The 23,026-nt window shown below is 70.8% G+C and carries 24 protein-coding genes; 11 read left to right on the forward strand and 13 right to left on the reverse strand.

All coding sequences use genetic code 11. The features are described from left to right. Positions 1 to 187: 187 nt before the first annotated feature. Entirely contained in the window at positions 188 to 934 is a 747-nt protein-coding gene (locus ACZ5XS_RS11050; protein WP_468649939.1) for an SLATT domain-containing protein, read from the forward strand. Positions 935 to 1,072: 138 nt separating this feature from the next. Here ACZ5XS_RS11050 and ACZ5XS_RS11055 read toward each other — a convergent pair whose 3' ends face one another. From ACZ5XS_RS11055 to ACZ5XS_RS11065, 3 genes are all read right to left on the reverse strand, one after another. Next, a complete protein-coding gene (locus ACZ5XS_RS11055) occupies positions 1,073 to 2,965 on the reverse strand; it encodes a serine/threonine-protein kinase (protein WP_468649941.1) in 1,893 nt (630 codons plus the stop codon). Between the two features lie 83 nt (positions 2,966 to 3,048). Continuing rightward, positions 3,049 to 3,510 (reverse strand): MarR family winged helix-turn-helix transcriptional regulator, encoded by a 462-nt coding sequence (locus ACZ5XS_RS11060; RefSeq protein ID WP_468649943.1) that lies wholly within the window; start codon positions 3,508 to 3,510, stop codon positions 3,049 to 3,051. Next, complete coding sequence (locus ACZ5XS_RS11065) at positions 3,507 to 4,115, reverse strand: type 1 glutamine amidotransferase family protein (RefSeq protein ID WP_468649944.1); 609 nt, start codon at positions 4,113 to 4,115, stop codon at positions 3,507 to 3,509. The genes ACZ5XS_RS11060 and ACZ5XS_RS11065 overlap by 4 nt, the downstream gene beginning before the upstream one ends. A gap of 189 nt (positions 4,116 to 4,304) precedes the next feature. Here ACZ5XS_RS11065 and ACZ5XS_RS11070 point away from each other — a divergent pair, with 189 nt between their 5' ends. From ACZ5XS_RS11070 to ACZ5XS_RS11080, 3 genes are all read left to right on the forward strand, one after another. Then, complete coding sequence (locus ACZ5XS_RS11070; protein ID WP_468649946.1) at positions 4,305 to 5,660, forward strand: aminotransferase class III-fold pyridoxal phosphate-dependent enzyme; 1,356 nt, start codon at positions 4,305 to 4,307, stop codon at positions 5,658 to 5,660. A gap of 101 nt (positions 5,661 to 5,761) precedes the next feature. Beyond that, positions 5,762 to 6,463 carry a GntR family transcriptional regulator gene (locus ACZ5XS_RS11075; RefSeq protein ID WP_468649948.1) on the forward strand — a complete coding sequence of 234 codons (702 nt, stop codon included), beginning with the start codon at positions 5,762 to 5,764 and terminating at the stop codon, positions 6,461 to 6,463. A gap of 131 nt (positions 6,464 to 6,594) precedes the next feature. After that, on the forward strand, positions 6,595 to 7,245 hold the full coding sequence (locus ACZ5XS_RS11080; RefSeq protein ID WP_217242805.1) for a hypothetical protein: 651 nt from the start codon (positions 6,595 to 6,597) through the stop codon (positions 7,243 to 7,245). Between the two features lie 3 nt (positions 7,246 to 7,248). Here ACZ5XS_RS11080 and ACZ5XS_RS11085 read toward each other — a convergent pair whose 3' ends face one another. Together ACZ5XS_RS11085 and ACZ5XS_RS11090 are read right to left on the reverse strand one after the other, a co-directional pair. After that, positions 7,249 to 7,542 (reverse strand): hypothetical protein, encoded by a 294-nt coding sequence (locus tag ACZ5XS_RS11085; RefSeq protein WP_468649950.1) that lies wholly within the window; start codon positions 7,540 to 7,542, stop codon positions 7,249 to 7,251. A gap of 217 nt (positions 7,543 to 7,759) precedes the next feature. Continuing rightward, complete coding sequence (locus ACZ5XS_RS11090; protein ID WP_468649952.1) at positions 7,760 to 9,043, reverse strand: adenylosuccinate synthase; 1,284 nt, start codon at positions 9,041 to 9,043, stop codon at positions 7,760 to 7,762. A 201-nt stretch (positions 9,044 to 9,244) separates the two neighbouring features. Here ACZ5XS_RS11090 and ACZ5XS_RS11095 point away from each other — a divergent pair, with 201 nt between their 5' ends. Together ACZ5XS_RS11095 and ACZ5XS_RS11100 are read left to right on the forward strand one after the other, a co-directional pair. Continuing rightward, complete coding sequence (locus ACZ5XS_RS11095; RefSeq protein ID WP_468649954.1) at positions 9,245 to 10,138, forward strand: diacylglycerol kinase family protein; 894 nt, start codon at positions 9,245 to 9,247, stop codon at positions 10,136 to 10,138. 71 nt (positions 10,139 to 10,209) lie between these two features. Continuing rightward, entirely contained in the window at positions 10,210 to 10,803 is a 594-nt protein-coding gene (locus ACZ5XS_RS11100) for a Uma2 family endonuclease (protein WP_468649956.1), read from the forward strand. Here ACZ5XS_RS11100 and eutC read toward each other — a convergent pair. Together eutC and ACZ5XS_RS11110 are read right to left on the reverse strand one after the other, a co-directional pair. Next, entirely contained in the window at positions 10,791 to 11,564 is a 774-nt protein-coding gene (gene eutC, locus ACZ5XS_RS11105) for an ethanolamine ammonia-lyase subunit EutC (protein ID WP_468649958.1), read from the reverse strand. The two genes, ACZ5XS_RS11100 and eutC, sit on opposite strands and share 13 nt — an antisense overlap. Next, the gene (locus ACZ5XS_RS11110) at positions 11,561 to 12,949 is read right to left on the reverse strand and encodes an ethanolamine ammonia-lyase subunit EutB (RefSeq protein ID WP_468649960.1); all 1,389 of its coding nucleotides are present in this window, start codon (positions 12,947 to 12,949) and stop codon (positions 11,561 to 11,563) included. The genes eutC and ACZ5XS_RS11110 overlap by 4 nt, the downstream gene beginning before the upstream one ends. 192 nt (positions 12,950 to 13,141) lie before the next feature. Between ACZ5XS_RS11110 and ACZ5XS_RS11115 the strand changes: the two genes are divergently transcribed. Next, the gene (locus ACZ5XS_RS11115) at positions 13,142 to 14,653 is read left to right on the forward strand and encodes an APC family permease (RefSeq protein ID WP_468649961.1); all 1,512 of its coding nucleotides are present in this window, start codon (positions 13,142 to 13,144) and stop codon (positions 14,651 to 14,653) included. A gap of 63 nt (positions 14,654 to 14,716) precedes the next feature. On the opposite strand, the gene ACZ5XS_RS11120 is transcribed toward ACZ5XS_RS11115, so the two are convergent. Then, on the reverse strand, positions 14,717 to 15,802 hold the full coding sequence (locus ACZ5XS_RS11120) for a hypothetical protein (RefSeq protein WP_468649962.1): 1,086 nt from the start codon (positions 15,800 to 15,802) through the stop codon (positions 14,717 to 14,719). An 87-nt stretch (positions 15,803 to 15,889) separates the two neighbouring features. After that, positions 15,890 to 16,387 carry a GbsR/MarR family transcriptional regulator gene (locus tag ACZ5XS_RS11125; protein ID WP_468649963.1) on the reverse strand — a complete coding sequence of 166 codons (498 nt, stop codon included), beginning with the start codon at positions 16,385 to 16,387 and terminating at the stop codon, positions 15,890 to 15,892. A gap of 74 nt (positions 16,388 to 16,461) precedes the next feature. On the opposite strand from ACZ5XS_RS11125, the gene ACZ5XS_RS11130 reads away from it, so the two are divergent. Beyond that, complete coding sequence (locus ACZ5XS_RS11130) at positions 16,462 to 17,370, forward strand: ABC transporter ATP-binding protein (protein WP_468649964.1); 909 nt, start codon at positions 16,462 to 16,464, stop codon at positions 17,368 to 17,370. Continuing rightward, on the forward strand, positions 17,367 to 18,968 hold the full coding sequence (locus ACZ5XS_RS11135; RefSeq protein ID WP_468649965.1) for an ABC transporter permease: 1,602 nt from the start codon (positions 17,367 to 17,369) through the stop codon (positions 18,966 to 18,968). Before ACZ5XS_RS11130 ends, ACZ5XS_RS11135 begins: the two co-directional genes overlap by 4 nt. Before the next feature lie 217 nt (positions 18,969 to 19,185). Here the strand turns inward: ACZ5XS_RS11135 and ACZ5XS_RS11140 are convergent, their stop codons facing one another. From ACZ5XS_RS11140 to ACZ5XS_RS11155, 4 genes are read right to left on the reverse strand one after another with little or no spacing between them, the layout of a single operon-like run. Continuing rightward, positions 19,186 to 20,388: a cytochrome P450 gene (locus ACZ5XS_RS11140; RefSeq protein WP_468649966.1), complete on the reverse strand. Its 1,203-nt coding sequence runs from the start codon at positions 20,386 to 20,388 to the stop codon at positions 19,186 to 19,188. A gap of 54 nt (positions 20,389 to 20,442) precedes the next feature. Further along, the gene (locus ACZ5XS_RS11145) at positions 20,443 to 20,880 is read right to left on the reverse strand and encodes a VOC family protein (RefSeq protein WP_468649967.1); all 438 of its coding nucleotides are present in this window, start codon (positions 20,878 to 20,880) and stop codon (positions 20,443 to 20,445) included. Continuing rightward, positions 20,859 to 21,056 carry a DUF397 domain-containing protein gene (locus ACZ5XS_RS11150; RefSeq protein WP_468649968.1) on the reverse strand — a complete coding sequence of 66 codons (198 nt, stop codon included), beginning with the start codon at positions 21,054 to 21,056 and terminating at the stop codon, positions 20,859 to 20,861. The genes ACZ5XS_RS11145 and ACZ5XS_RS11150 overlap by 22 nt, the downstream gene beginning before the upstream one ends. After that, complete coding sequence (locus tag ACZ5XS_RS11155; RefSeq protein WP_468649969.1) at positions 21,056 to 21,907, reverse strand: helix-turn-helix domain-containing protein; 852 nt, start codon at positions 21,905 to 21,907, stop codon at positions 21,056 to 21,058. Before ACZ5XS_RS11155 ends, ACZ5XS_RS11150 begins: the two co-directional genes overlap by 1 nt. 232 nt (positions 21,908 to 22,139) lie before the next feature. Between ACZ5XS_RS11155 and ACZ5XS_RS11160 the strand changes: the two genes are divergently transcribed. Further along, positions 22,140 to 22,547, forward strand: a complete 408-nt coding sequence (locus ACZ5XS_RS11160) for an ATP-binding protein (RefSeq protein WP_468649971.1) — start codon at positions 22,140 to 22,142, stop codon at positions 22,545 to 22,547. 101 nt (positions 22,548 to 22,648) lie between these two features. Continuing rightward, complete coding sequence (locus tag ACZ5XS_RS11165) at positions 22,649 to 22,939, forward strand: hypothetical protein (protein WP_468649973.1); 291 nt, start codon at positions 22,649 to 22,651, stop codon at positions 22,937 to 22,939. Positions 22,940 to 23,026: the final 87 nt, after the last annotated feature.

Genomic DNA, 23,026 nt, shown 5'->3' on the forward strand with positions numbered 1-23,026 from the left:
AGGCATCGCCCCAGCACTCTTTCGAGTGAGTGGGCCGCGAATCCTATACCTGATCAAGAGACTCTTCCGGGCGGAAAAGAGACCAAAGCTACGCCTTAGCCACCCATTGGGCGGTAGGAAGGGGGCCGACGCAGCAGCAACAGGCGTCACGCAACGTGATCGGTCGGGATCAGGTAGGGAGTGCCGGGTGGGTCAGCCGGAGATGCAGCCCGAGGGTCCACCTCAGGACGGGCGGGGCGAGGGGGCGGCCGGGCTGCGGCCGGGCGATCTGACGGGGCGGGTGTTTCCGCTCGGGGACTGGGGCGAGCCCGCCGTACGCCTGGACGAGCTGTACCGGTGGGTGGAGCGCGGGGCGCTGGAGACGGCGGCCTGGTATCTCGCGGACCGGGTGTGGAAGCGGCGGGGGGCGCAGGGGCTGCGGGCGGGGGCGGCGGCCGGGGCGGTGGCGGGGGCCGCGCTGCCACTGCTGGACATGACGGGGGTGGTGGCCGGCGTCGCGCCCTGGGGGTATCTCTCGCTGCTGCTGGCGGTCGCGTGCGTCGCCGGGGACCGGTTCTTCGGTGTGACGTCCGGCTGGATAAGGGACGTGGCCACGGCCCAGGCCGTGCAGCGGCGGCTTCAGGTGCTCCAGTTCGACTGGGCCTCGGAGTGCGTGCGGGAGGTGTTGGGGCCGGCGGACGGGACGGCGAGCGAGGCGGCCGAGCGGTGTCTGGGGGTGCTGCGAAGGTTCTCCGAGGACGTGGCGGAGCTGGTGCGTACGGAGACGGCGGACTGGATGGTCGAGTTCCACACCGGCGCGTCGCCGCTGGGGATCCAGTCGGCGGTGGCCGTGGGGCAGCGGGCGGACGCCGGGGCCTTTCCGGGGCGGTTTCTGCCGCCGGGAGCGGGGGCCCGGCCGAACATGCCCCGCCAGCGGCCGCCGGAGCCGCGGTGACCGTGAGGGTGCGGGGTGGTGGGCGCCGGGCTGTTTTCGCCCCCGCCGCCCCTTCCCGTCCCGTCCCCGGGGGCTGCGCCCCCCGGACCCCCATCGGCCCGAAGGGCCTCGTCCTCAAACGCCGGACGGGCTGGGGGGTCACTGCCGGGTGTATGTCAGCTTCTCGTCCGTGCCGGTGTTCGTGCGCTCCAGTGTTCCGTCCGGGAGCAGGGTGATCTCGGTCGGCGCTCCCGGCGTGCAGGAGGAGCGGGGCTCGCCGCTGGTGACCGAGGACGGGCCGACACTCAAGGGACCGTCACCCCTCGGCGCTTCGAGCAGGTCTGCCTGGAAGACGCAGTGGTAGGTGCCGTTCGCGGTGGGGCCGTCGGCGACCAGGGACAGGACCGCGTCGCCCGTCTCACCCTGCTGGATGGTCAGTTGACGGGTGTGCAGTCCGTCGGCGTTGTCGATCGTCGTGGTCCAGGTGCCGAGGTAGCCGGCCGGGATCGCGCCGCCCGACGGCGGGGCGGAGGTCGCCGGCTCCGTGGGTGACGGGTCGTCGGGCGTGCTCTGGCCCGGGGTCGTGGGAGCGGTCGCGGTGGGGGTGGGGCTCCCCCCGCCGCCCGCCTCCTTGTCGCCGTCGCCGCTCATCAGGGCGTAGACCGTGCCGCCGGCACCGAGCGCGACGACCAGGGCGACGAGGACGAGCAGCGCGGTGGAGCGACGGTTCTTCCCGGGGTCCTGGGTCACCGGGCCGTAGGGCGGAGTGGGTGCGGCAGGAGGCGGGCCGTAGGGCGGGGTCCCGCCGAGGCTGCCGTACGGGTTGTACGGCGGCGGCGGACTGCCCGGCTGTTGCGGGAAGCCGTACGCCGAGGGCTGCGGGTGTGGTTGCGGGTAGCCGTACACGGGGTGGGCCGGGGCGGGAGCGGCCGGGCTGCCCGTGGCTGCCGGTGACGGCGTCCGGCCGCCCTGGCCCGCGACGACGGTGGGCAGGTGGTCCAGCCGCGCGCCACTGCCCGGCTGCCCCGGCACGGGCGGACCAGGAGGCGCGGCGTCGGCGACGGCGGCGTGCTCGGGAGACGCCTCGGAGACCCGGGTCGCGCCGGCCTCCGTGCCGTCACCTCCCGCCCCCTCGGGATCCTCCGCGTCCAGCAACTCCACGGCGTGCCGCCCCAGTTGCGCCACCAGCGCGCCCGGCAGCCACGGATCCCGTGACCGCCCCCCGGCCACCGTGTCCTCCGCGCCCGTGCGCTCCAGGATGCGGTCCAGCGTCGGGCGCGCCCCCGGTTCCTTCTTCAGGCAGGCACGGACCAGTTCGGCGATGCCCTCGGGGACGCCCTCCAGGTCCGGCTCCTCCTGGGCTATACGGAACATCAGGGCGTGCACTCCGCTGTTGGCGGTGCCGAAGGGCAGCTTGCCGGTCGCCGCGTACGCCAGCACCGAGCCGAGGCAGAAGACGTCGCACGCGGGGGTGATCCGGTCGCCCCGGACCTGCTCGGGCGCCATGAAGCCCGGCGAGCCGACGAGCGCGCCGGTCCTGGTCAGCCCCCCGTCCGTCACCGTCTCCAGGGCGCGCGCGATGCCGAAGTCGATGACCCGTGGACCGTCGATCGTCACCAGCACGTTGGACGGCTTGAGGTCGCGGTGGATGATCCCGCCGGCGTGGATGTCCTGCAACGCGTTCGCCAGTCCGGCCGCGAGGATGCGCACGGAGCGTTCGGGCAGTGCCCCGTGGTCGTGGCCGACGACCTGCTGGAGGCTGGGGCCGGCGACGTATTTGGTGGCGACCCACGGCACGACCGCCTCGGTGTCCGCGTCCAGCACCGGCGCCGTCCAGTACCCGCCGACCTGCCGTGCGGCCCGCACCTCCTGCCGGAACCGCGCCCGGAACTCGTCCTGCGCGGCCAGCTCCTCCCGCACGAGCTTGACGGCGACCGTGCGCCCCCGGTCCGACCTGGCCAGATACACCTGGCCCATCCCGCCGGCGCCGAGCCGCGCCAACAGCCGGTACGCGCCGATCCGGTGCGGATCCCCAGGCCCCAGTTTCTCCATCGTCGCGCCGCCTTCCCCCGCCCCGCACGTGAGCAACAGCCCGAGGATAGTGCGGCTCCACCCGGCGGTGAGCTGGGCGTTGTCTACGGTTCCGTAACAGGCGGGCCCACCTGTTCGAGCACCTTGGACAGCCGTTCCAGCACCCGTACGGCCTCGGCGAGTTCGGCGTCGCCGCCGTACGCCTGCGCCAGCCGGTCGGCGAACGCCGCGTGGCCGGGGTCGATGCGGGAGACGGCCGCCCGCCCCTCCCGCGTGGGCGCCAGCAGCTTGGCGCGCCGGTGTGCGGGGTTGGGCCGGTATTCGGCCAGCCCCTTCTGCACCAGCAGATCGGCGATGCGCTGCACGCTCTGCCGGGTGATGCCCATCGCGCGGGCGATGCCGGAGACCGGCAGCGGTTCGCCGAGCACCGCGCCGAGCACCTGCCACCAGGCGGCGGTGAGCGCGGCGGGCTTCGCCAGCTCCTCGGCCACGGCGAGGAACTGCCCGTTGAGGCGGAAGACGCCGAGTGCGGTGCGGCTGAACAGGTCCTGCCGCTCCCGGCTCACTGCTGCGCCTGCGCCTTCTCCAGTACGGCGTACGCCTCGGCGTCGGAGTCGTGGAACAGGCGGTACCAGGCGTCCAGCACCTCGCCCTCGTACACCCCGAGGAGCCCGAAGACCTCCCGGGCGAAGGCGACGGGTTCGGTGGGTCCGGCGGTGATCAGGCCGCGGTCGGTGACGGCGTCCGCGTCGACGTACCGCTCGGCGCCGCCGTATCCGGTCGCGGCCAGGTAGAAGGAGACCGCGCTGGTGTGGTCGCGGTCGTCGAGCAGGCCCTCGCGGGCGAGCCCGGCGGTGGCCCCGCAGATCGCGGCGACGGGAACGCCGGCGTCCAGGAAGGCGCGGGCCTTGCGGGCGAAGGGGGCGAGGTCGTCGGACAGGTCCCAGAGGTCGGCGCCGGGGAGGATCAGCAGGGAGCTGTCCTCGGGGCGCAGGTCGTCCAGGGCCAGGTCGGGCCGGATGGTGAGGCCGCCGAGGGAGGTCACGGGCTCACGGGCCGGGCCGACCGTGCGGATCTCGTATCCGGCGCGGGCGAGATACGCCGTCGCGTGCCCCGTCTCCCAGTCGGCGAGGGTGTCGTACACGCCGAGATGCACGGGCTTGCGGGTCATGGCTGCCTCCTCGGGCCGTTCACCGATGTTCTTGATGACAACATCCTGTCATTTCGACAGGAGGCTGTCAAGCAGGCCTCCTCGGCACGCCGCCACCCCGCCCTCTTCGACAACCTGTCGCGGAAAGCCCCCGTCCACAGACAGGACGCCGATACCGCTTCCGCATCGCGGACATTTACTCTCGGGTCCATGACCCCTCAGCCAAACCCCGAGGTCGGCGCCGCCGTGAAGGCCGCGGACCGTGCGCACGTGTTCCACTCCTGGTCCGCGCAGGAGCTCATCGACCCGCTCGCCGTGGCCGGCGCGGAGGGGTCGTACTTCTGGGACTACGACGGCAACCGGTACCTCGACTTCACCAGCGGGCTCGTCTACACCAACATCGGCTACCAGCACCCCAAGGTCGTCGCCGCGATCCAGGAACAGGCCGCGACCCTGACCACCTTCGCGCCCGCCTTCGCGCTGGAGGCCCGGTCGGAGGCGGCGCGGCTGATCGCCGAGCGGACGCCCGGTGACCTGGACAAGATCTTCTTCACCAACGCCGGTGCCGACGCCGTGGAGCACGCCGTGCGCATGGCGCGGCTGCACACGGGCCGGCCGAAGGTGCTGTCGGCGTACCGCTCCTACCACGGCGGCACCCAGCAGGCGATCAACCTCACCGGTGACCCGCGCCGCTGGGCCTCCGACGGTGCCGCGGCCGGTGTCGTGCACTTCTGGGCGCCCTTCCTGTACCGCTCCCGCTTCTACGCCCAGAGCGAGGAGCAGGAGTGCGCGCGGGCCCTGGAGCACCTGGAGACCACGATCGCCTTCGAGGGGCCGGGGACGGTCGCCGCGATCCTCCTGGAGACCATTCCGGGAACGGCCGGGATCATGATCCCGCCGCCGGGCTACCTCGCCGGCGTCCGTGAGATCTGCGACAAGTACGGCATCGTCTTCATCCTGGACGAGGTCATGGCCGGTTTCGGGCGGACCGGCGAGTGGTTCGCGGCGGACCTGTTCGACGTCGTGCCGGACCTGATGACCTTCGCCAAGGGCGTGAACTCCGGGTACGTGCCGCTCGGCGGTGTCGCGATCTCCGGGGCGATCGCGGAGACCTTCGCCAAGCGGCCCTACCCGGGCGGACTGACGTACTCGGGGCATCCGCTGGCGTGTGCGGCGGCCGTCGCGACGATCAACGTGATGGCCGAGGAGGGCGTCGTCGAGAACGCGGCCCGGCTCGGGACGGACGTCGTCGCTCCGGCGCTGCGGGAGCTGGCCGGGCGGCACCCGTCGGTGGGCGAGGTGCGCGGTGTGGGCATGTTCTGGGCGATCGAGCTGGTGAAGAACCAGGAGACGCGCGAGCCGCTGGTGCCGTACAACGCGGCCGGTGAGGCGAACGCGCCGATGGCCGCGTTCGGCGCCGCGGTGAAGGCCGGCGGGGTGTGGCCGTTCATCAACATGAACCGGACGCATGTGGTGCCGCCGTGCAACGCGAGTGAGGCGGAGCTGAAGGAAGGGCTGGCGGCGCTGGACGCGGCACTGACCGTGGCGGACGAATACACGGAGTAGTCACCTGGCCCGATGTCGCGCCGAATCGAACGCGTAAGGTGGCGTGCTCGTAGACATGTACGTGTACGCCACCGATTCGCGACGAGGGAGACGCCCCGACCATGCCCGGCCGTAGCGGCAGCGGCGCCGTGACCCGCAGCACCCTGCGGCAGCAGATCGCCGACGCGCTTCGAGACGAGGTGCTGGCGGGGCGGCTGCAGCCGGGGCAGGAGTTCACGGTGAAGGAGATCGCCGAGCAGTACGGCGTCTCCGCGACACCCGTGCGCGAGGCGCTGGTGGACCTGTCCGCGCAGGGCCTCCTGGAGGCCGACCAGCACCGGGGCTTCAGGGTGCACGAGTACTCGGTCGAGGACTTCCGGGGCATCCTCGAGGCCCGCGCCCTGGTCACCGACGGAATGTTCCAGGCGCTCGACAACGGCCACCTCGGCTACCGCGACCTCGACGACCCCCGTACGGCCGCCGCCGTGGCGGGGATACGCCGCCGCGCCGACGAGGCGCAGCGCGCCGCGGCCGCCGGGGACCTCACCGTCCTGATCGGCTACGACCTGCGCTACTGGCGCGAACTGAGCAGCATGTTCGGCAACCGCTACCTCGCCGACTTCCTGCACCGGCTGCGCGTGCAGTCCTGGGTGTGCCTGGTGCAGCACCTGCGCCGCCTGACCGACCTGCGCGGCCGCCTGTGGCACGGCCACACCGAACTGGTGGACGCCCTGGCCCAGCACGACACCAAGGCCGCCCGCTCGATCGTCGCCGCGTACAACGCGGACTCCCTGGCCCTGATCGAGCGCCTCGCCACGGGGTGAGCCGGGCCGGGCCGGGTATGTGACGTGCACAGGGGCAGCCGACCCGGGGCCGCACCGACTACCCTGCCTTGACCACCGTGTGACGACCACTGTGACGACCGCAGCGCTGCGAGTGACCGAGGAGCTGACTTTTGGCCTGTGACCTGTGGCTGGTGCCGCTCGTAGACGTGTTGTGCCACACCCCGGACAATCCGTTCGCCGAGGAACTCGCGCAATACAACAAGGTGCTCGCCGAGGCCGGGCTCCCGCCGGTTCCGGTGTACCAGTACATGCCGGGGCTGTCCGGCGAGGTCGCGCCGGTGGCCGGCTTCGACTACGACGCGCTGCACTTCCTGCGCCGCGCCTACCTGCTCCAGGTCTGCGGGCTGCCGGTGACGCCGGTGGACGAACTGGGCGGCGACTACGAACAGTTGCTGGAGATGTTCGAGGCGACGGCCCAGCAGTCCCACCTCGTGTGGCACTACGACCACGCGGGCGCGTACGTCCCCGTGGACTTCCCGCACCCGCTGTCCAACGACGAACTCCTCGCGGGCGGCGGCCCCCTCGGCTCGTCGCAGACGCTGCTGCGGGAGCTGGAGTTCGTCGCCCCGTCCCTCGGCATCGACCCGGCCAACCCTCCGGCGCCCCCGGAGGCACCGCCCGGTCCCACGGAGCTGGAGGAGCCGGCCGCACCGGTTCCCTACGACCCCAGCCCCTTCGCCCGCGAACGTCATGTGTGGCTCGGCCTGCACGCCGCGGCGACGCGGAGTCTGGCCCAGGGATCGATGATCATCTTCAGCTGAGGGTCAGCGACCCAGCTGGGAGAGGCCCTTCTGCACGTCCTCGCTGTTCATGACGGGCGTGTAGGTGATCTTGGCGCCCAGGTTGAGGAAGAACGGCTCGCTGAGCACCGGCATCTGCGAGCTGTCCTGCATGTCGAAGACCAGGTAAGCGGTGCGCTGCCCGTTCTCGGTGGTGAAGTACGCCGCTTCGGGCTTGATCTGTTCCATCGATTCCTGGATCAGTTTCCCCAGGGTGCCGTTCCGGATGGCCTCGTTCGCCTTCTCTGTGTCCATGGACGCCTTGAGCAGTACGCGCATCGCGCTCACCTCTCCTGTGGGGAATCACGCAGACACGATTCAGGCTATGCCCGACAAATCCGGTTGGTTCGTACACAAACCGCCCGCCCCTCAGGTGGACTCGGGTGTGCACGCGCGTGTGCCCCCGTCCGGGACCGGACGGGGGCACACGCGGAAGAACAGACATCTCTGCCGCACAGGACCCCTGCTGAACAAGACCCCTGCCGAACTGCCGTGCCTAGATGAACGAGTTGATCTCGATCGTCTCGGTCCGGCCCGGGCCGACGCCGATCGCGGAGATCGGCGCGCCCGACATCTCCTCCAGCGCCTTGACGTAGTCCTGGGCGTTCTTCGGCAGGTCGGAGAAGGACTTCGCCTTGGAGATGTCCTCGGACCAGCCCGGCAGCATCTCGTAGACCGGCTTCGCGTGGTGGAAGTCGGACTGGGAGTACGGGAGTTCCTCGACGCGCTTGCCGTCGATCTCGTACGCCACGCAGACCGGGATCTGCTCCCAGCCGGTGAGGACGTCCAGCTTGGTGAGGAAGAAGTCGGTCAGGCCGTTCACCCGGGTCGCGTACCGCGCGATCACCGCGTCGAACCAGCCGCAGCGACGGTCACGGCCGGTCGTGACACCCTTCTCGCCGCCGATGCGGCGCAGCGCCTCGCCGTCCTCGTCGAAGAGCTCCGTGGGGAACGGGCCCGCGCCGACGCGGGTCGTGTACGCCTTCAGGATGCCGATGACCCGGCTGATCTTCGTCGGGCCGACCCCGGCGCCCGTGCAGGCGCCGCCCGCGGTCGGGTTCGAGGAGGTGACGAAGGGGTACGTGCCGTGGTCGATGTCCAGGAGGGTGCCCTGGCCGCCCTCGAAGAGGACCACCTTGTCGTTCTCCAGGGCCTGGTTGAGGACCAGGACCGTGTCGGCGACGTACGGCGCGAGCCGGTCGGCGTAGGTCAGCAGCTCCTCGACCACCTGGTCGACGGCGATCGCCCGCCGGTTGTAGAGCTTGGTGAGGATCTGGTTCTTGACGTCGAGGGCCGCCTCGACCTTCTGCGTGAGGATCGACTCGTCGTACAGGTCCTGGACGCGGATGCCGACACGGTTGATCTTGTCCGCGTACGTCGGGCCGATGCCGCGCCCGGTGGTACCGATCTTCCGCTTCCCGAGGAAGCGTTCCGTCACCTTGTCGACAGTGACGTTGTACGGCGTGATGATGTGGGCGTTACCACTGATCAGGAGCTTGGACGTGTCGACGCCACGCTCGTTCAGTCCGTTCAGCTCGGAGAACAGGACCGACGGGTCGACGACGACTCCGTTGCCGATGACCGGGGTGCACCCCGGCGAGAGGATTCCGGAAGGGAGGAGGTGGAGGGCGTACTTCTGATCGCCCACGACTACCGTGTGGCCGGCGTTGTTGCCGCCCTGGTAGCGCACCACATAGTCCACCGAGCCACCGAGCAGGTCGGTTGCCTTTCCCTTGCCTTCGTCACCCCACTGAGCACCGAGCAGCACAAGTGCGGGCACGCGCGTACACCCCTTCCGGGCGGGGCATGTCCAAGGTCAGAGGCGTACGCGCCATTGACTGTGCCTCGCACAGCCTGTTTCGTACACCGGCGACCTTCGTTGGCCGCAACCCGTCGGACCGGATGCCCCGGAATAGACGAAGCCCCTGGCGCAATAGCGCAAGGGGCTCTTGCACAAAGATGCTACCCGAGGAAGCGAGGCATGACCGAGGTGGCGACTCACGACCAGCTGCTGGTGGTCATAGACCCGGTCGCCCGCCGTACGGACGGCGAGGCCGTACGGATCGCGAAAGACGTGCTCAGCGCGGGTGCGACCACGAAAGTGTGCCTCCCGGAGGGGCCCGAGGAATTCGCCCGGGCACTCCAGCGAAAAGGTTCCCGCAGGCCCGTCGTGATCGGCGACGACCGGGCTCTGGTGCGGACGGTGTCCCTGCTGCACCGGTGGCGGGAGCTGGCCGGATGTGGGCTGTCGGTGGTGCCGGTGGGGGGCGCCCAGGGCCTGGCCCACTCCCTGGGCATCCCCGCGGGCGCGGTGGCCGCTGCCCGGGCCGTCCTGGACGGCGCCGAGCGGCGCATGGACCTGCTGGTCGACGAGAGCGACGGGGTGGTGCTGGGGGCGTTGCGGATTCCGCCCCTGCCGGGAGCGGCGGAGGACGCCGAGGAGGCCGGCCGGCACGGCGCCGACCTCGACTCCGCGCGCCCCTGGATACGGACCTGCCAGTCCCTCGTACGGACCCTGGTGACGGCCCGCCCCGCCCGCTCCCTCTCCCAGACCTCCGCCCCGGGCCACTCCCGCCTCCGCGTGGAGGTCGACGGAATCACCCTGGTGGACCTGGACCAGCCCCTGGAGGCCCTGTCGGTCACCCCGGGCGACTCGGGCCTGGCCGAGGTCGAGGCCCGGCCGCTGTCGGTGGGCGCGGAGGCGACACCGCTGCTGGCGACGGGCCGGCGGATCACCGTCTCGGGGCCGGACTTCCGGTACCGGGCGGACGCGGTGGTGTCGGGGCCGGTGCGGAGGCGGACGTGGACGGTGTGGGAGGGGGCCTGGGGGCTGACGCTGCCGGTGGCGGCGGCTGGTGATCACTCACTCGGGTGATCACAACCCGGAACGCGCCCGTCCGCGCCGATCGCCGGTAACGCTGGTGTCCGCCTACGAAGGGAGGCACCATGACGGTTATGGCAGAGCGCACGTCGTCTCAGATGTCGGTGGACGTGTTCGAGCGGATCGCCGAATTCGCCGAACGTGAGGACGAGACCGTCAGGTTGGAGTTCATCGACGGACGGATCGGGCTCAGGAAAGCGACGAACGGCAATCACGGCGAGATCGCGATGTGGCTGGTCTTCCAGTGCAGGCAAGCGAGGCCGGAACTCACCCTCTACACGGCTCAGGGCCTGAAGGTGGAGGCCTACCGTAACGGCCGTGCCCTTCCCGACGGCGTACTCGCTCCAGTCGGGCATTTCACCGGCCAGGGCGACTGGGCCGACCCCGACGGCGTCCTGATGACGGTAGAGATCACCTCGTACGACGCGGACACGCACGACCGGGACCGCGTGGAGAAGCCCCGTGGCTACGCCGCAGCCGGAGTCCCCGTCCACCTGCTGATCGACCGCGAGCACGCCTCCGTCGTCGTGCACAGCAAGCCCGACCCGGAGGACGGATACCGGGACATCCACACGGTGAAGATCGGCGACAAGGTCACCCTCCCCGAGCCCGTCGGCATCACGCTCGACACCGACCAGCTCAAGCCCTACCTGGACTGAGCCGGGGCCGCCGCCGGCAACGCGCCCGACTCGTCCTTCAGCCCCACCCCCGTCAGCCCCAGCTCCCGCGCCCTTCCCATCAGCGCCGCCAGCTTCGCCGCCGCCGTCTCGTACGCCAGCCCCAGCGGGGGCCGGATGTTGGACAGGCAGTTGCGGTCGGCGTCGGTCGTCACGCCGGGCCTCGGGCCGTACGTGAGGTACGCGCCCAGGGAGTCCGCCGCCGACATGCCGGGCCGCTCCCCGACCAGGACGACCACCATCGCCGCGCCCATCGCATGCGCGACATCGTCGCCGAGGGCCACGCGGGCCTGCTCGGCCAGGACGACGGGGGCCACCCGCCAGTCGTCCGCCAGGCGCGCCGTCGTCGCCCGCACCATCGCCGCCGCGTGCTCGTGCACCGCCCGGCTGGACAGCCCGTCGGCGACCACGAACACCAGGTCCCACTCCCCCGACGGCAGATGCGCGCGGTCGGTGGCGTCCAGACGGCGGCCCAGGTCGGGTCGCTGGAGGTAGGTGAGCCGGTCGGGGGCGGCGCTGCGGACCCGTACCGTCGGCGTCCCGGTCAGCGCTGCGGCGACCGTGTCCGGGGCGAACGGCGAGTGCACCGCGTCCCGCGCCGCCGCGTGAGCGGCCTGGAGCTCCAGCCGGTGCCGGGTCGGGAGGCCGGAGCCGGCCCGGCCGAGGCCGATACGGGCCTGGGTGTGACGCCGTAGCGTCGACCACAGCGCCGAGTCCTCGGTGTGCGTGACCAGTTCGCTCATGCCGCCAGCTCCCGTCCGATGGCCGTCAGCGGATGTGCCGGGACCTCGCGGATCGCTCCGCGTTCGTCCAGCAGCCCGATCGACGCGAGCCATGCCTCGAACTCCGGCGCCGGGCGCAGCCCGAGCACCTCCCGCAGGTACAACGCGTCGTGGTACGAGGCGGACTGGTAGTTGAGCATGATGTCGTCGCCGCCCGGCGTGCAGATCACGAACGAGGCGCCCGCGACACCGAGCATCGTCAGCATCGTCGCCACGTCGTCGTCATCGGCGTCCGCGTGGTTCGTGTAGCAGATGTCCAGGCCCATCGGCAGGCCGAGCAGCTTGCCGCAGAAGTGGTCCTCCAGGGCGGCGCGCAGGATCTGCCGTCCGTCGTAGAGGTATTCCGGGCCGATGAAGCCGACGACGGTGTTGACCAGCAGGGGGTCGTAGCGCCGCGCGACCGCGTACGCCCGTGCCTCGACCGTCTGCTGGTCGACCCCGTGGTGCGCGTCCGCCGACAGGGCGCTGCCCTGGCCGGTCTCGAAGTACATGACGTTCTTGCCGACGGTCCCCCGGTCCAGCCCGCGCGCCGCCTCGTACGCCTCGTCGAGCAGCCCGAGCGTGACGCCGAAGGACGCGTTCGCCGCCTGCGTGCCCGCGATGGACTGGAAGACGAGGTCGACGGGCGCCCCGCGTTCCATCAGGTCCACGCTGGTCGTCACATGGCACAGCACGCACGACTGGGTGGGGATCGCGTACCGCGTGATGACCCCGTCCAGCAGCTCCAGCAGGTCCCGTACGGCCCTCGGGCTGTCCGTGGCCGGGTTGATGCCGATCACCGCGTCGCCGGAGCCGAGCAGCAGACCGTCGAGCAGGGCCGCGGCCACGCCGGCCGGGTCGTCGGTCGGGTGGTTGGGCTGGAGACGGGTCGCCAGCCGGCCCGGCAGGCCGATCGTCGAGCGGAACGCGGTCACCACCCGCACCTTGCGCGCCACGGCCACCAGGTCCGCGTTCCCCATCAGCTTGGACACGGCCGCGACCATCTCCGGGGTGAGCCCGGGCGACACCGCCGCCAGCGCCCCGGCGTCGGCCGCCTCGGACAGCAGCCACTCCCGCAGCTCCCCGACCGTCATCCCGGCCACCGGCGCGAAGACCACCGGGTCGTGCGTGTCGAGGATCAGCCGGGTCACGTCGTCGGTCTCGTACGGCACCACCGGCTCGGTGAGGAAGGCCGCGAGCGGCACCTCGGCCAGCGCCCAGCGGGCCGCGACCCGCTCCCGGGCGGACGACGCGGCGAGTCCGGCCAGCCGGTCGCCGGAGCGCTCGGGGCTCGCGGCGGCGAGCAGGCGCGCGAGGGAGTCGAAGCGGTGGCGTTCGCCGCCGAGGGTGGACGTGTAGGTGCTCATGCGAAGGACGCTACGAGGCTCGGTCCGGCACAGTCCACGAGCTGCCCGAGAGTTAACCAAGGCGTTCGCCACGCCCGGTTTTTAAAGGTCTAGTTGACATGCATTTAACGCTCGCAGCCCCTTACGTGACTCATTCGCACTTCAGGATTCCGGACCAGTACCCAAGCCGGACGACAGAAGAGGGGCCACCCGATGGCAGTACAAGAGGGCGTCGCCCCCGAGGCGAAGACGGGCGGGGAGGAGACCGTCCACCGGCTCAAGCCCAACGCCATCGGCCTGCTCGGCGTGGTCTTCATGGCCGTGGCGACCGCCGCGCCGATCACCGCGATGACCGGCAACGTGCCCTTCATGGTGTCGTCGGGCAACGGCATCGGCGCCCCGGCGAGCTACCTCGTCGCAATGGTCGTCCTGGCAATCTTTTCCGTCGGCTTCACGTCGATGGCGAAGCACATCACCTCCACCGGCGCCTTCTACGGCTTCATCTCGTACGGCCTCGGCCGCACGGTGGGTCTCGCCTCCGGGCTCCTGGCGACCTTCGCGTACGTCGTCTTCGAGCCGGCCCTCATCGGCATCTTCTCGGTGTTCGCGACCACCACCCTCGAGGACCAGACGGGTCTGAACATCCCGTGGTGGGCGTTCGCGATCCTGATGCTCGCCGTCAACGCGATGGGCACCTGGTTCGGCGTCTCGGTCGCGGAGAAGGTGCTCGTCGTCCTGCTGGCCACCGAGGTGACGATCCTCGCGGCGATGGCGATCTCGGTCGCCCTGCACGGCGGCGGCCCGAACGGCTTCACCTTCGGCCCGGTCAACCCGGTCAACGCCTTCCAGGGCACGTCCGCCGGTCTCGGTCTCTTCTTCGCCTTCTGGTCGTGGGTCGGCTTCGAGTCGACCGCGATGTACGGCGAGGAGTCCCGCGACCCGAAGAAGATCATCCCCAAGGCGACGATGATCTCGGTCCTCGGCGTCGGCGTCTTCTACGTCTTCGTCTCCTGGATGGCCATCATCGGAAACGGCGAGAAGGAGGCCGTGACGGCCGCCTCCTCCGCGAACCCCCTCGCGCTGTTCTTCAACCCCACCGAGCAGTACGTCGGCCACTGGGCGGTCGTCGTCATGCAGTGGCTGATGATCACCGGCTCACTGGCCTGCGGCATGGCCTTCCACAACTGCGCCGCCCGCTACATGTACGCGCTGGGCCGCGAGGGCGTCCTGCCGTCGCTGAAGAAGACCATCGGCCGCACCCACGCCCGGCACGGCTCCCCGCACATCGCGGGCCTCGTCCAGACCCTCGTCAGCGCCGTGCTGATCGCCGCGTTCTGGATCGCGGGCAAGGACCCGTACGCCGGTCTGTACGTCCTGCTCGCCATCCTCGGCACCATGGCGATCCTCGTCGTGCAGGCCGTGTGCTCCTTCGCGGTGCTGGCCTACTTCCGCACGCACCACCCCGAGAGCAGGCACTGGTTCAAGACGTTCGTCGCCCCGCTGGTGGGCGGGGTGGCCATGCTCGCGGTGGTCGTCCTGCTGGTGTCCAACATGGGCGTGGCGGCCGGTACGGAGTCCGGTTCGCTGGTGCTGAAGGCGACGCCGTGGATCGTCGTGCTGATCGCGGCATCGGGCATCGGGTACGCGCAGTACCTCAAGCGGCGCGACCCGTCCCGGTACGCGCTGATCGGGCGGACGGTGCTGGAGGAGACGAAGGAGCGTTAGCGTACGGCTGTTGGGCCCTGGTGGAGAGGTCGGTCTCTTCCAGGGCCCTTGGTCTGTGCGGCTTCACTTGCGCTTGCGCCCCTTGCGGCGGCCCCGCTTCCCACGTGCCTCGCGCTCCTCGTTTTCCTTCCTGATGCGGTCCCGGTCGTGGCGCTCCCGTTGCAGCCCCAGGTTGAGCCACAGGAGGGTCACGCCGTTCGGGACCCGGCCGGCGCGGAAGGTCAGGCCCGGCGAGCCGTCGGTCGTCTCGATCAGCAGTTTGCGGTCGCTGAACCAGACGGTCTTGACCTTCTCCCAGGGCACGGAGACCGAGCCCGCTCTTATGGTGTCCCGGTCCACCGTGATCGGACCGAACGCGGCCTCCCCGCCGGCCCCGATCGTCGCCCGGACACCGTCGACCTGCTCCGCGGCGACGCCGGCGCAGATCGCGCCGCTGAGGTCGTCGTACCCGTAGTCGAGACCGCTCGACCTGAAGCGCAGGTTCCGCCCGCCCCGTACGCGAAGGCGGTGCCAGTGGTGCTCGGCGTGGCGGCGGTAATAGCCCTCGCCGGGGGCGAGGGTGGGAACCTTCCAGCTCGTCGACCACTCCGCGTAGCGGAGGACGGTGACGTCGGCGTAGCGAATCAGCCGCCGTCGGCCGCCCCACGAATTGCCCAGCACCAGGCCCTCGCTGAACGTGTACCAGGGCGCGTACGCCAGGAAGAGAATGTCGAAGCCGATCACGAGGACCGGCACGGCGGCGGTCACGGCGACCACGGTCAGCCGGTCGCCGAACGAGTTGTCCGGCCAGCCGAGGTGCCACTGCCAGGCCAGGTAGCCGCCGAGCAGGGCCGTGTACACCGCGAATCCGCCGAAGTCCCGGGCCGGTGCGCGCTCCGGTACCGCATCGCGGGTGAACAGCGGCGAGAACCGCCAGACCACGACGCCCATCTCCACGACCCCCACCAGCAGCGTCAGCCAGCCCCACGCGCCGTCCGGCCGCCCGGACTTCGCCGCGAAGAGCAGGATCACCACCGGCAGCATCAGAGCCGCCTCGGCGGCCAGCCGCCATGTCGGCGTACGGCGGTCATGCCGGTTCTCGAAATCTCCGAGACCGGCCTTCTCTGCGGCGCGCGCGACGCGCGGGGGTGGCACGGTCTCAGTTGACATCCCGTCATCCTCGATCAGCGGATCACAGCACGGCAAGGGCTGAGTGACACCGATTGCGTGACGAAGGCGCGCCTTTCAGACCGAGCGTCAGCCCCGGCCGAAGGTCTTCTCCCGGTGCTCCCGCCACCGTTCCATCAGCTTGATCAACTCGCCCTCCAGGTACTCGAAGAAGGCGAGCGTCTCGGCGATCCGCTGTCCGCCGGGGCTCGCGGCGCCGAGGCTGTCGACGCCCTCGCGCAGGGTCTGCTCCCAGCGTTTGAGGATGGCGTCCCGGTTGGTCAGCGCCTCGTACCACTGGTCGCTGTGCACCCGGTACCGCTCGCGCCGCGAGCCGGGTTCGCGCTCCCGCGAGACCATGTGCACCTGCGCGAGATATCGCACCGCCCCGGAGACGGCGGCCGGGCTGACCTGGAGCTGTTCGCCGAGTTCGGCGGAGGTCATGGCGCCGGAGTCGGACGCGAGCAGGGCGGCGAACACCCGGGCGGCCATCCGTTGCATACCGCCCTCGACGAGCTGGGCCGCGAATGCCTCCACGAACTTCGACACGGCCTCCGCGTCCCGCCCGGCCCCGGCTGATTCCGTCATGCGGCCCATCCTAACCAGGCTTCATACGCTTCCTTAACTTCACAAATTTCTGAAAGAAGCGTACGTTCTGGAACATGACGAAGGCCATCACCGTGTCCGGACTGCACAAGTCCTTCGGCCGCACCCACGCGCTCGACGGTCTCGACCTGGAGGTGGAGACGGGCGAGGTGCACGGCTTCCTCGGCCCGAACGGCTCCGGCAAGTCCACCACCATCCGCGTCCTCCTCGGCCTGCTGCGCGCCGACTCGGGCGCCGCGCGGGTCCTCGGCCGCGATCCCTGGGCGGACGCGGTCGAGGTGCACCGCAGGATCGCGTACGTCCCCGGCGACGTGACCCTGTGGCGGAACCTGTCGGGCGGCGAGGTCATCGACCTCTTCGGCCGCCTGCGCGGGGGCCTCGACACCGGCCGCCGCGCCGAACTGATCGAACGCTTCGAGCTCGACCCGACGAAGAAGGGACGGACGTACTCGAAGGGCAACCGGCAGAAGGTCGCCCTGGTCGCCGCGTTCGCCTCGGACGTCGACCTGCTGATCCTGGACGAGCCGACCTCTGGCCTGGACCCGCTGATGGAGGCGGTCTTCCGGCGGTGCGTGGAGGAGGAGCGGGACCGAGGACGGACCGTCCTGCTGTCCTCGCACATCCTGAGCGAGGTCGAGGAGCTCTGCGACCGCGTCAGCATCATCCGCAAGGGGCGGACCGTCGAGACCGGCTCGCTCACCGACCTGCGCCACCTGACGCGAACCAGCGTGACCGCCGAACTCGTGGGAGCGCCCAACGGGTTGACCGAGTTGCCGGGCGTCCACGACCTCGACGTGCAGGGACACCGGGTACGGCTCCAGGTGGACACCAGCGAACTCGACGCCGTCCTACGGCAGTTGAGCGAGACCGGCGTGCGGTCGCTGACGTCGACGCCGCCCACGCTGGAGGAGCTGTTCCTGCGGCACTACCAGGAGGACGCACCGGCCAAGGCGGCGGCCCGATGACCGCCGTTTCGACGCTACGGCCCACCGGTCCCCGCCAACTCGCGGGCACCGGCACCCTGGTGCGCTTCGCGCTGCGTCGCGACCGCGCGATGATCCCGGTCTGGATCGGGGTGAACGCGCTGATGGTCCTCTCCATGCCGAACACCCTGAAGGGCCTGTACGGCACCTCCGCCGAACGCGCCGACCTGGTACGGCAGATGGAGACCAACCCCTCCCTGCGCGCGATGGTCGGCCCGGTATTCGACGACTCGCTCGGCGCGCTGACGGCCTGGCGGGTCGGCGTGTACGCGGGCGCGCTGGCCGCCGTGATGAGCCTGATCATCGTCGTCCGGCACACCCGGGACGAGGAGGAGAGCGGGCGGCAGGAACTGGTGGCGTCGGGGATGGTGGGCCGCAGGGCGTCGCTGACGGCGGCACTGCTGACCGCTGCGGTCGCGAACGCCGTACTGGCCCTGCTCCTGACCGCCGGCCTGGCCGGACAGGGCGGGGCGGGCGCGCTCGCCCTCGGGCTCGGGATCGCCGGCGTCGGCATGGTCTTCGCCACGATGGCCGCGATCGTCGCCCAGCTCACGGAGAGCGCACGTCTGGCCCGCGGCCTGACGGCGGGGGTGCTCGGCGCGGCCTTCGTGCTGCGCGCGGCCGGCGACTCGGCGACGGACGACGGTTCGTCGGTCCTGACCTGGCTGTCGCCGATCGGCTGGCTGGAGAACGTACGGCCCTTCGCGGCCGAACGCTGGTGGGTGCTGCTCCTGTTCGCCGCGGCGGTGGCGACGCAGGCGGCCGTCGCCTACGCCCTCGCCGGCCGCCGGGACGTCGGCATGAGCTTCCTGCCGACCCGCCCGGGACCGGCGTCCGGCCGCCTCGGCTCGGCCGCGGCACTGGCCTGGCGGCTGCAACGCGGCAGCCTGCTCGGCTGGAGCATCGGCTTCTTCCTCGCCGGGGTCGTCTACGGCGGCATGACCGACGGCGCGGCCGACCTCGTCGGCGACAACGACAACGCCCGCCGGATCATCGAACGGATGGGCGGCCAGTCGGGGATCACGGACGCCTTCCTGTCGGCGGTGATCGGCATGCTCGGCCTGATCGCCGCGCTGTACGTCGTGGCCTCCGTGCTACGACTGCACGGCGAGGAGACCTCGGGGCGCGCCGAACCCGTGCTGGCGAACGCGGTGGGACGGCTGCGGTGGGCGAGCGGACACCTGCTGATCGCCTTCGGCGGATCTGTACTGATCATGCTGCTCGCCGGGCTGGGCTTCACCGTGGGCTACGGCAAGGAGGCCGGGCCGATCCTGGGGGCGTGCCTGGTGCAGGTGGCCGCGGTCTGGGTGATCGGCGGGCTGGCGGTGCTGCTGCACGGGCTGGCTCCCCGGGCGGCGGTGGCGGCGTGGGGCGTGGCCGGGGCGGTACTGCTGATCGGCTGGGTGGGGCCCGCGCTGGACGTTCCGCAGGCGGTGCTGGACGTGTCCCCGTTCGGTCATCTGCCGAAGCTGCCGGGGGGAGAGATGGAGTGGGGGCCGGTGCTGATCCTGCTGCTGCTCGCGGCCGGCCTTGTCGGGGCGGGGCTGGCCGGGCTGCGGCGGCGGGACATGAGTACGTGAGGTGAGGTGTTTCTCGCCCCCGCCGCCCCTACCCGTCCCGTCCTTCTGGGGCTCCGCCCCAGACCCCGCTCCTCAAACGCCGGAGGGGCTGAATTTCAGCCCGTCCGGCGTTTGAGGACGAGGCCCTTCGGGCCGAAGCAGGGGTCTGGGGGCGCAGCCCCCAGGGACGGGACGGGTAGGGGCGGCGGGGGCGAGAAAAGCCGGCGGCCCGCCGTCGTCACAGGTCGACGGCCAGTCCCTCCAGCCCCCGGATCACGAAGTTCGGCTTCCGCCGCGGCTCCGCCGCCAGGCGCAGCGTCGGGGCCTTCTCCAGCAGGGCCGTCATCGACGCCGCCAGCTCGATACGGGCCAACGGGGCGCCGATGCAGTAGTGGATGCCGGCGCTGAAGGAGATGTGAGGGTTGTCCTTGCGGGCGAGGTCGAGCCGCTCGGGATTCCGGAACACCTCGGGGTCGTGGTTGGCGGAGCCGAAGAGCATCGCGATCTCCGCTCCCCTCGGGATCGTCGTGCCGTCGACCTCGATGTCGTCGAGCACCCAGCGTTCGAAGAGCTGGAGCGGGGTGTCGTAGCGCATGAGCTCTTCGATCGCGGACGGGACCAGCGTGTGGTCCGCACGCAGGGCCGCGAGCTGGTCGGGGTTGCGGAACAGGGCGTACCAGCCGTTGACGGTGGCGTTCACCGTGGCCTCGTGCCCCGCGTTCAGCAGCAGCACACAGGTCGAGATCATCTCCTGCTCGGTCAGCCGGTCGCCCTCGTCGTGCGCCGCGATCAGCCCCGAGATCAGGTCCTCGCCCGGCTCCTTGCGCCGCTCGGCGATCAGCTGGAGGAGGTAGTCGGAGAACTCCACCGACGCCCGCACCGCTCTGGCCGCCACGTCCTCCGACGGGTTCAGCTCGTACATCCCGCAGATGTCCGCCGACCAAGGACGCAGAGGCGCCCGGTCCGACTCCGGGATGCCCAGCATCTCGGCGATCACGGCCACGGGGAGCGGCTCGGCGACATCGGTGAGCAGGTCACCACCGCCCTGCCGCACGAGACCGTCGACCAGTTCACCGGCGAGCTGGGTCACGTAGGGCTTGAGCTGCTCCACCGTGCGCGGCGTGAACGCCTTCGACACCAGACGCCGGATCCGGGTGTGGTCCGGCGGCTCCAGGTCGAGCATCCCGTGGTCGTTGAGCGTGTGGAACGGCTCGTGCTCGGCGGGAGGAGCCGTCCGCCCGAAGTCCTCATGGGTGAACCGGTGCTGATACGTCCGCCCCAGCCTCCGGTCCCGCAGCAGCGCGGACACGTCCGCATGGTGCGACACCAGCCACTGCCCGGTGGGCTCGAAGTACTGCACGCGGCCCCGCTCACGCAGCTCGGCGTAGGCGGGGTACGGGTCGGCGAGGAACGCCGGGTCCCACGGATCGAAGGCTGCCATGCACGGACGTTAGACCGTGGATCCCCTATCTGACCAGGGGGGACACCCCCCGAGCTAGGAGGCCTGGCCGAAGTCGGGGAGCGTGACCGTGCCGTCGTCCGCGAGCGGGAAGCCGGGGTTGTGGGCGACTTCCCAGGCGTGACCGTCAGGGTCGACGAACGCGCCGGAGTAGAAGCCGATCTCGTTGACGGCGGCAGGCTTGGTCACGGTGCCGCCGGCTCGTTCCACGCCGGCGAGCAGTTCGTCGACCTCGGCGTCGGACCGAACATTGTGCGCGAGCACGATGCCGCCGAACCCGTCCGCCTTCCCAGCCTCCAGCCCACAGTCCGCCGCGAGCTTGTCCCGGCCCCAGAGGACCAGGCCCAGGCCTCCCGCCTGGAAGAAGACGGTCTCCTGGACTTCCTGGCCCCGCCAGCCGAGGGCTTCGTAGAAGGCCTTGGACCGGGAGAGGTCGGAGACACCGAGGGTGATCAGAGTGACTCGCTGTTCCATGAGGGGTGGCCCTTCAGATGGTCGAGGAGGGCGGTGAAGGCGGGGATGGGGAAGGAGAGGGTGGCGCGGGCCGGGGCCTTGGAGTCGCGGATGGCTATGCGGGTGGGGAGGGTGGCTATCTCTACGCAGGTGTCGCCCTCGCCGCCGCTGGAGTACGTCGACTTCCGCCAGTTCATCACAGTTCCTTCGCCAGTCGGTGGATGAAGTCCCGCGACGCTGTGGGGTCCAGCGACGCCTCCGCCACCTTATGGAACAGCGTCCGGAGGTGCTTCAACTGCGCTTCTGCATCGCAGAACGCAACGCCGGTGGGCGAGTCGCGCAGCCCGGTGTCCAGCTGGGGAACCGGGCCCCCCAGGTACACCAACGAGGCTCCAGCACCCGCAAAACCTTCCTGGTCAAACGGGATGACTCGCACGCCGACGTACCCCTCTTCGATCTCGTCCAGAATGAAGCGGAGTTGGGAACGCGATGTCCCGCGATCGGCCACATGGCACCGTAGGGCCATCTCGTGGATCACCGTCTCGTACGGCGTCGGGGTGTCGCCCTCGAAGACGGCGCGGCGCCTCATCCGGTGCTCCACGCGCGGCGCCAGCTCGCTCTCGGGCAGCTCCGGGCGCATGTACCTGAAGACCGCGCGGGCATAGTCGGGTGTCTGGAGGAGCCCAGGAACGTACGTGATCACGACCTCCCGTATGAACGTCGCGTAATGCTCCGCCTCGGCCACGTCCATGTTGACCTGGGGCAGGATGCCCCGGTAGTCGTCCCACCAGCCATGTGAGCGCTCGCCCGCGATGACCGCCAGGGCGTCGACGAACTCCTCGTTCCCGCAGCCGTAATGAGCCGCAAGCCGACGGACCCGCTCCGGGCTGACGCCCGAGATGCCTGCCTCCATCTGGCTCATCTGCGCCGAAGTCGAGTTCAGGAACGCCGCCACCTCACGCGCCTTCAGCCCTGCGGCCTCACGCAGCTTGCGCAGCTCGGCCCCCAGCCGCACCTGCCGAGCGGTGGGATTGTTCCTCGGCGCCATACGTTCTCCCGTCCCAACACCCATGCAGACGTGCCACGTTCGGGTGCCAGATTACGGCAACGGGTTGCGTGAGGAGAAATTTCTCCTCTACCGTCGGTGACGCGACGCACACGCTGCGAAACCCCGGGATCACCGGAAGCGCACCGCTCCGCCCTGCCACGGCGGCTGCGGCAATGCCACCGCCCAGCACCCGCAGCCCTCCGAAACCCCACCTCCGAACCGGAGTTGCCGCATGCCCGAAAACGAACCGTGGGAATACTCCCTCCACATCCCCAACGACCCCCGCGCCGTCACCGTCTGCCGCCGCACCCTCCGTCTGATCCTGACCCTGCACGGCCTGATCACCCTCGTCGACACGGCCGAACTCCTTGCCGCAGAGCTGGTCTCCAACGCCGTACTGCACACCAAGGGCCCTGCGGCCCTCCGTGTGCGGTACTCGGCCGGCGTCCTGCGGATCGGCGCGTGGGACGCGGACCCCGGACCACCCGAGCCCCCACGACCGCTGGAGCACCTCACCGACGCCGAGGACGGCCGCGGTCTCGCTCTGATCCGCGCCTGCGCCGACCTGTGGGGGTGGCAGCCGCAGTCCAGAAACGGCAACCGCGGCAAGTACGTGTGGTGCGAACTGGCAGCGGCATGAGCCGCCTGTCGAGATCCACCGTTCCCGCTCCCGGAAGCGTCGGCCGGTCGTGGAATCGTCCGGGTACCGTGAGAGCGACACTGCGAGAGGGAGCCGACGCCATGACCACCCAACCGGCAGAGCCCGGCCAGCCCCACCTCCCCCCCATGCGCACCATCGGGGAGCTCCGTGCCGCCCTCACCATGGGCTACGGCTTCCCCGGCGACGCAGACGACTTCGAGGCCGAGCTGGCCCGTGAGATCAACCATGCCGATCCCGCGGACCTGTCCGGGGTTGTCCGCCTTGTCGAGGAGTTCCGCGGCCGGGTCGTCGCACGCCAGGATCCCGGCTTCGACACGGCCGTCGCCGCGGCCGTCGCCGAAATCCGCACAGCTCGGGGAAACAATCGGTGAGCGACGGTTCGGCAGCGCCCTGAAGGGGCGCGGGGAACTGCGCGATCAGCCACGATGGCGCCGCAGACGACCGACGGCCCGTCGCGG

This window comes from Streptomyces sp. NPDC033131 (assembly GCF_055578365.1).

Excerpts from the sequence above, each read along its gene's own strand:
- ACZ5XS_RS11055 (WP_468649941.1), bottom strand. The coding sequence starts at position 2,965 with ATGGAGAAACTGGGGCCTGGGGATCCGCACCGGATCGGCGCGTACCGG.
- ACZ5XS_RS11065 (WP_468649944.1), bottom strand. The coding sequence starts at position 4,115 with ATGACCCGCAAGCCCGTGCATCTCGGCGTGTACGACACCCTCGCCGAC.
- ACZ5XS_RS11070 (WP_468649946.1), top strand. The coding sequence starts at position 4,305 with ATGACCCCTCAGCCAAACCCCGAGGTCGGCGCCGCCGTGAAGGCCGCG.
- ACZ5XS_RS11075 (WP_468649948.1), top strand. The coding sequence starts at position 5,762 with ATGCCCGGCCGTAGCGGCAGCGGCGCCGTGACCCGCAGCACCCTGCGG.
- ACZ5XS_RS11085 (WP_468649950.1), bottom strand. The coding sequence starts at position 7,542 with ATGCGCGTACTGCTCAAGGCGTCCATGGACACAGAGAAGGCGAACGAG.
- ACZ5XS_RS11095 (WP_468649954.1), top strand. The coding sequence starts at position 9,245 with ATGACCGAGGTGGCGACTCACGACCAGCTGCTGGTGGTCATAGACCCG.
- ACZ5XS_RS11100 (WP_468649956.1), top strand. The coding sequence starts at position 10,210 with ATGACGGTTATGGCAGAGCGCACGTCGTCTCAGATGTCGGTGGACGTG.
- eutC (WP_468649958.1), bottom strand. The coding sequence starts at position 11,564 with ATGAGCGAACTGGTCACGCACACCGAGGACTCGGCGCTGTGGTCGACG.
- ACZ5XS_RS11110 (WP_468649960.1), bottom strand. The coding sequence starts at position 12,949 with ATGAGCACCTACACGTCCACCCTCGGCGGCGAACGCCACCGCTTCGAC.
- ACZ5XS_RS11115 (WP_468649961.1), top strand. The coding sequence starts at position 13,142 with ATGGCAGTACAAGAGGGCGTCGCCCCCGAGGCGAAGACGGGCGGGGAG.
- ACZ5XS_RS11120 (WP_468649962.1), bottom strand. The coding sequence starts at position 15,802 with ATGTCAACTGAGACCGTGCCACCCCCGCGCGTCGCGCGCGCCGCAGAG.
- ACZ5XS_RS11125 (WP_468649963.1), bottom strand. The coding sequence starts at position 16,387 with ATGACGGAATCAGCCGGGGCCGGGCGGGACGCGGAGGCCGTGTCGAAG.
- ACZ5XS_RS11130 (WP_468649964.1), top strand. The coding sequence starts at position 16,462 with ATGACGAAGGCCATCACCGTGTCCGGACTGCACAAGTCCTTCGGCCGC.
- ACZ5XS_RS11135 (WP_468649965.1), top strand. The coding sequence starts at position 17,367 with ATGACCGCCGTTTCGACGCTACGGCCCACCGGTCCCCGCCAACTCGCG.
- ACZ5XS_RS11140 (WP_468649966.1), bottom strand. The coding sequence starts at position 20,388 with ATGGCAGCCTTCGATCCGTGGGACCCGGCGTTCCTCGCCGACCCGTAC.
- ACZ5XS_RS11145 (WP_468649967.1), bottom strand. The coding sequence starts at position 20,880 with ATGGAACAGCGAGTCACTCTGATCACCCTCGGTGTCTCCGACCTCTCC.
- ACZ5XS_RS11150 (WP_468649968.1), bottom strand. The coding sequence starts at position 21,056 with ATGAACTGGCGGAAGTCGACGTACTCCAGCGGCGGCGAGGGCGACACC.
- ACZ5XS_RS11155 (WP_468649969.1), bottom strand. The coding sequence starts at position 21,907 with ATGGCGCCGAGGAACAATCCCACCGCTCGGCAGGTGCGGCTGGGGGCC.
- ACZ5XS_RS11160 (WP_468649971.1), top strand. The coding sequence starts at position 22,140 with ATGCCCGAAAACGAACCGTGGGAATACTCCCTCCACATCCCCAACGAC.
- ACZ5XS_RS11165 (WP_468649973.1), top strand. The coding sequence starts at position 22,649 with ATGACCACCCAACCGGCAGAGCCCGGCCAGCCCCACCTCCCCCCCATG.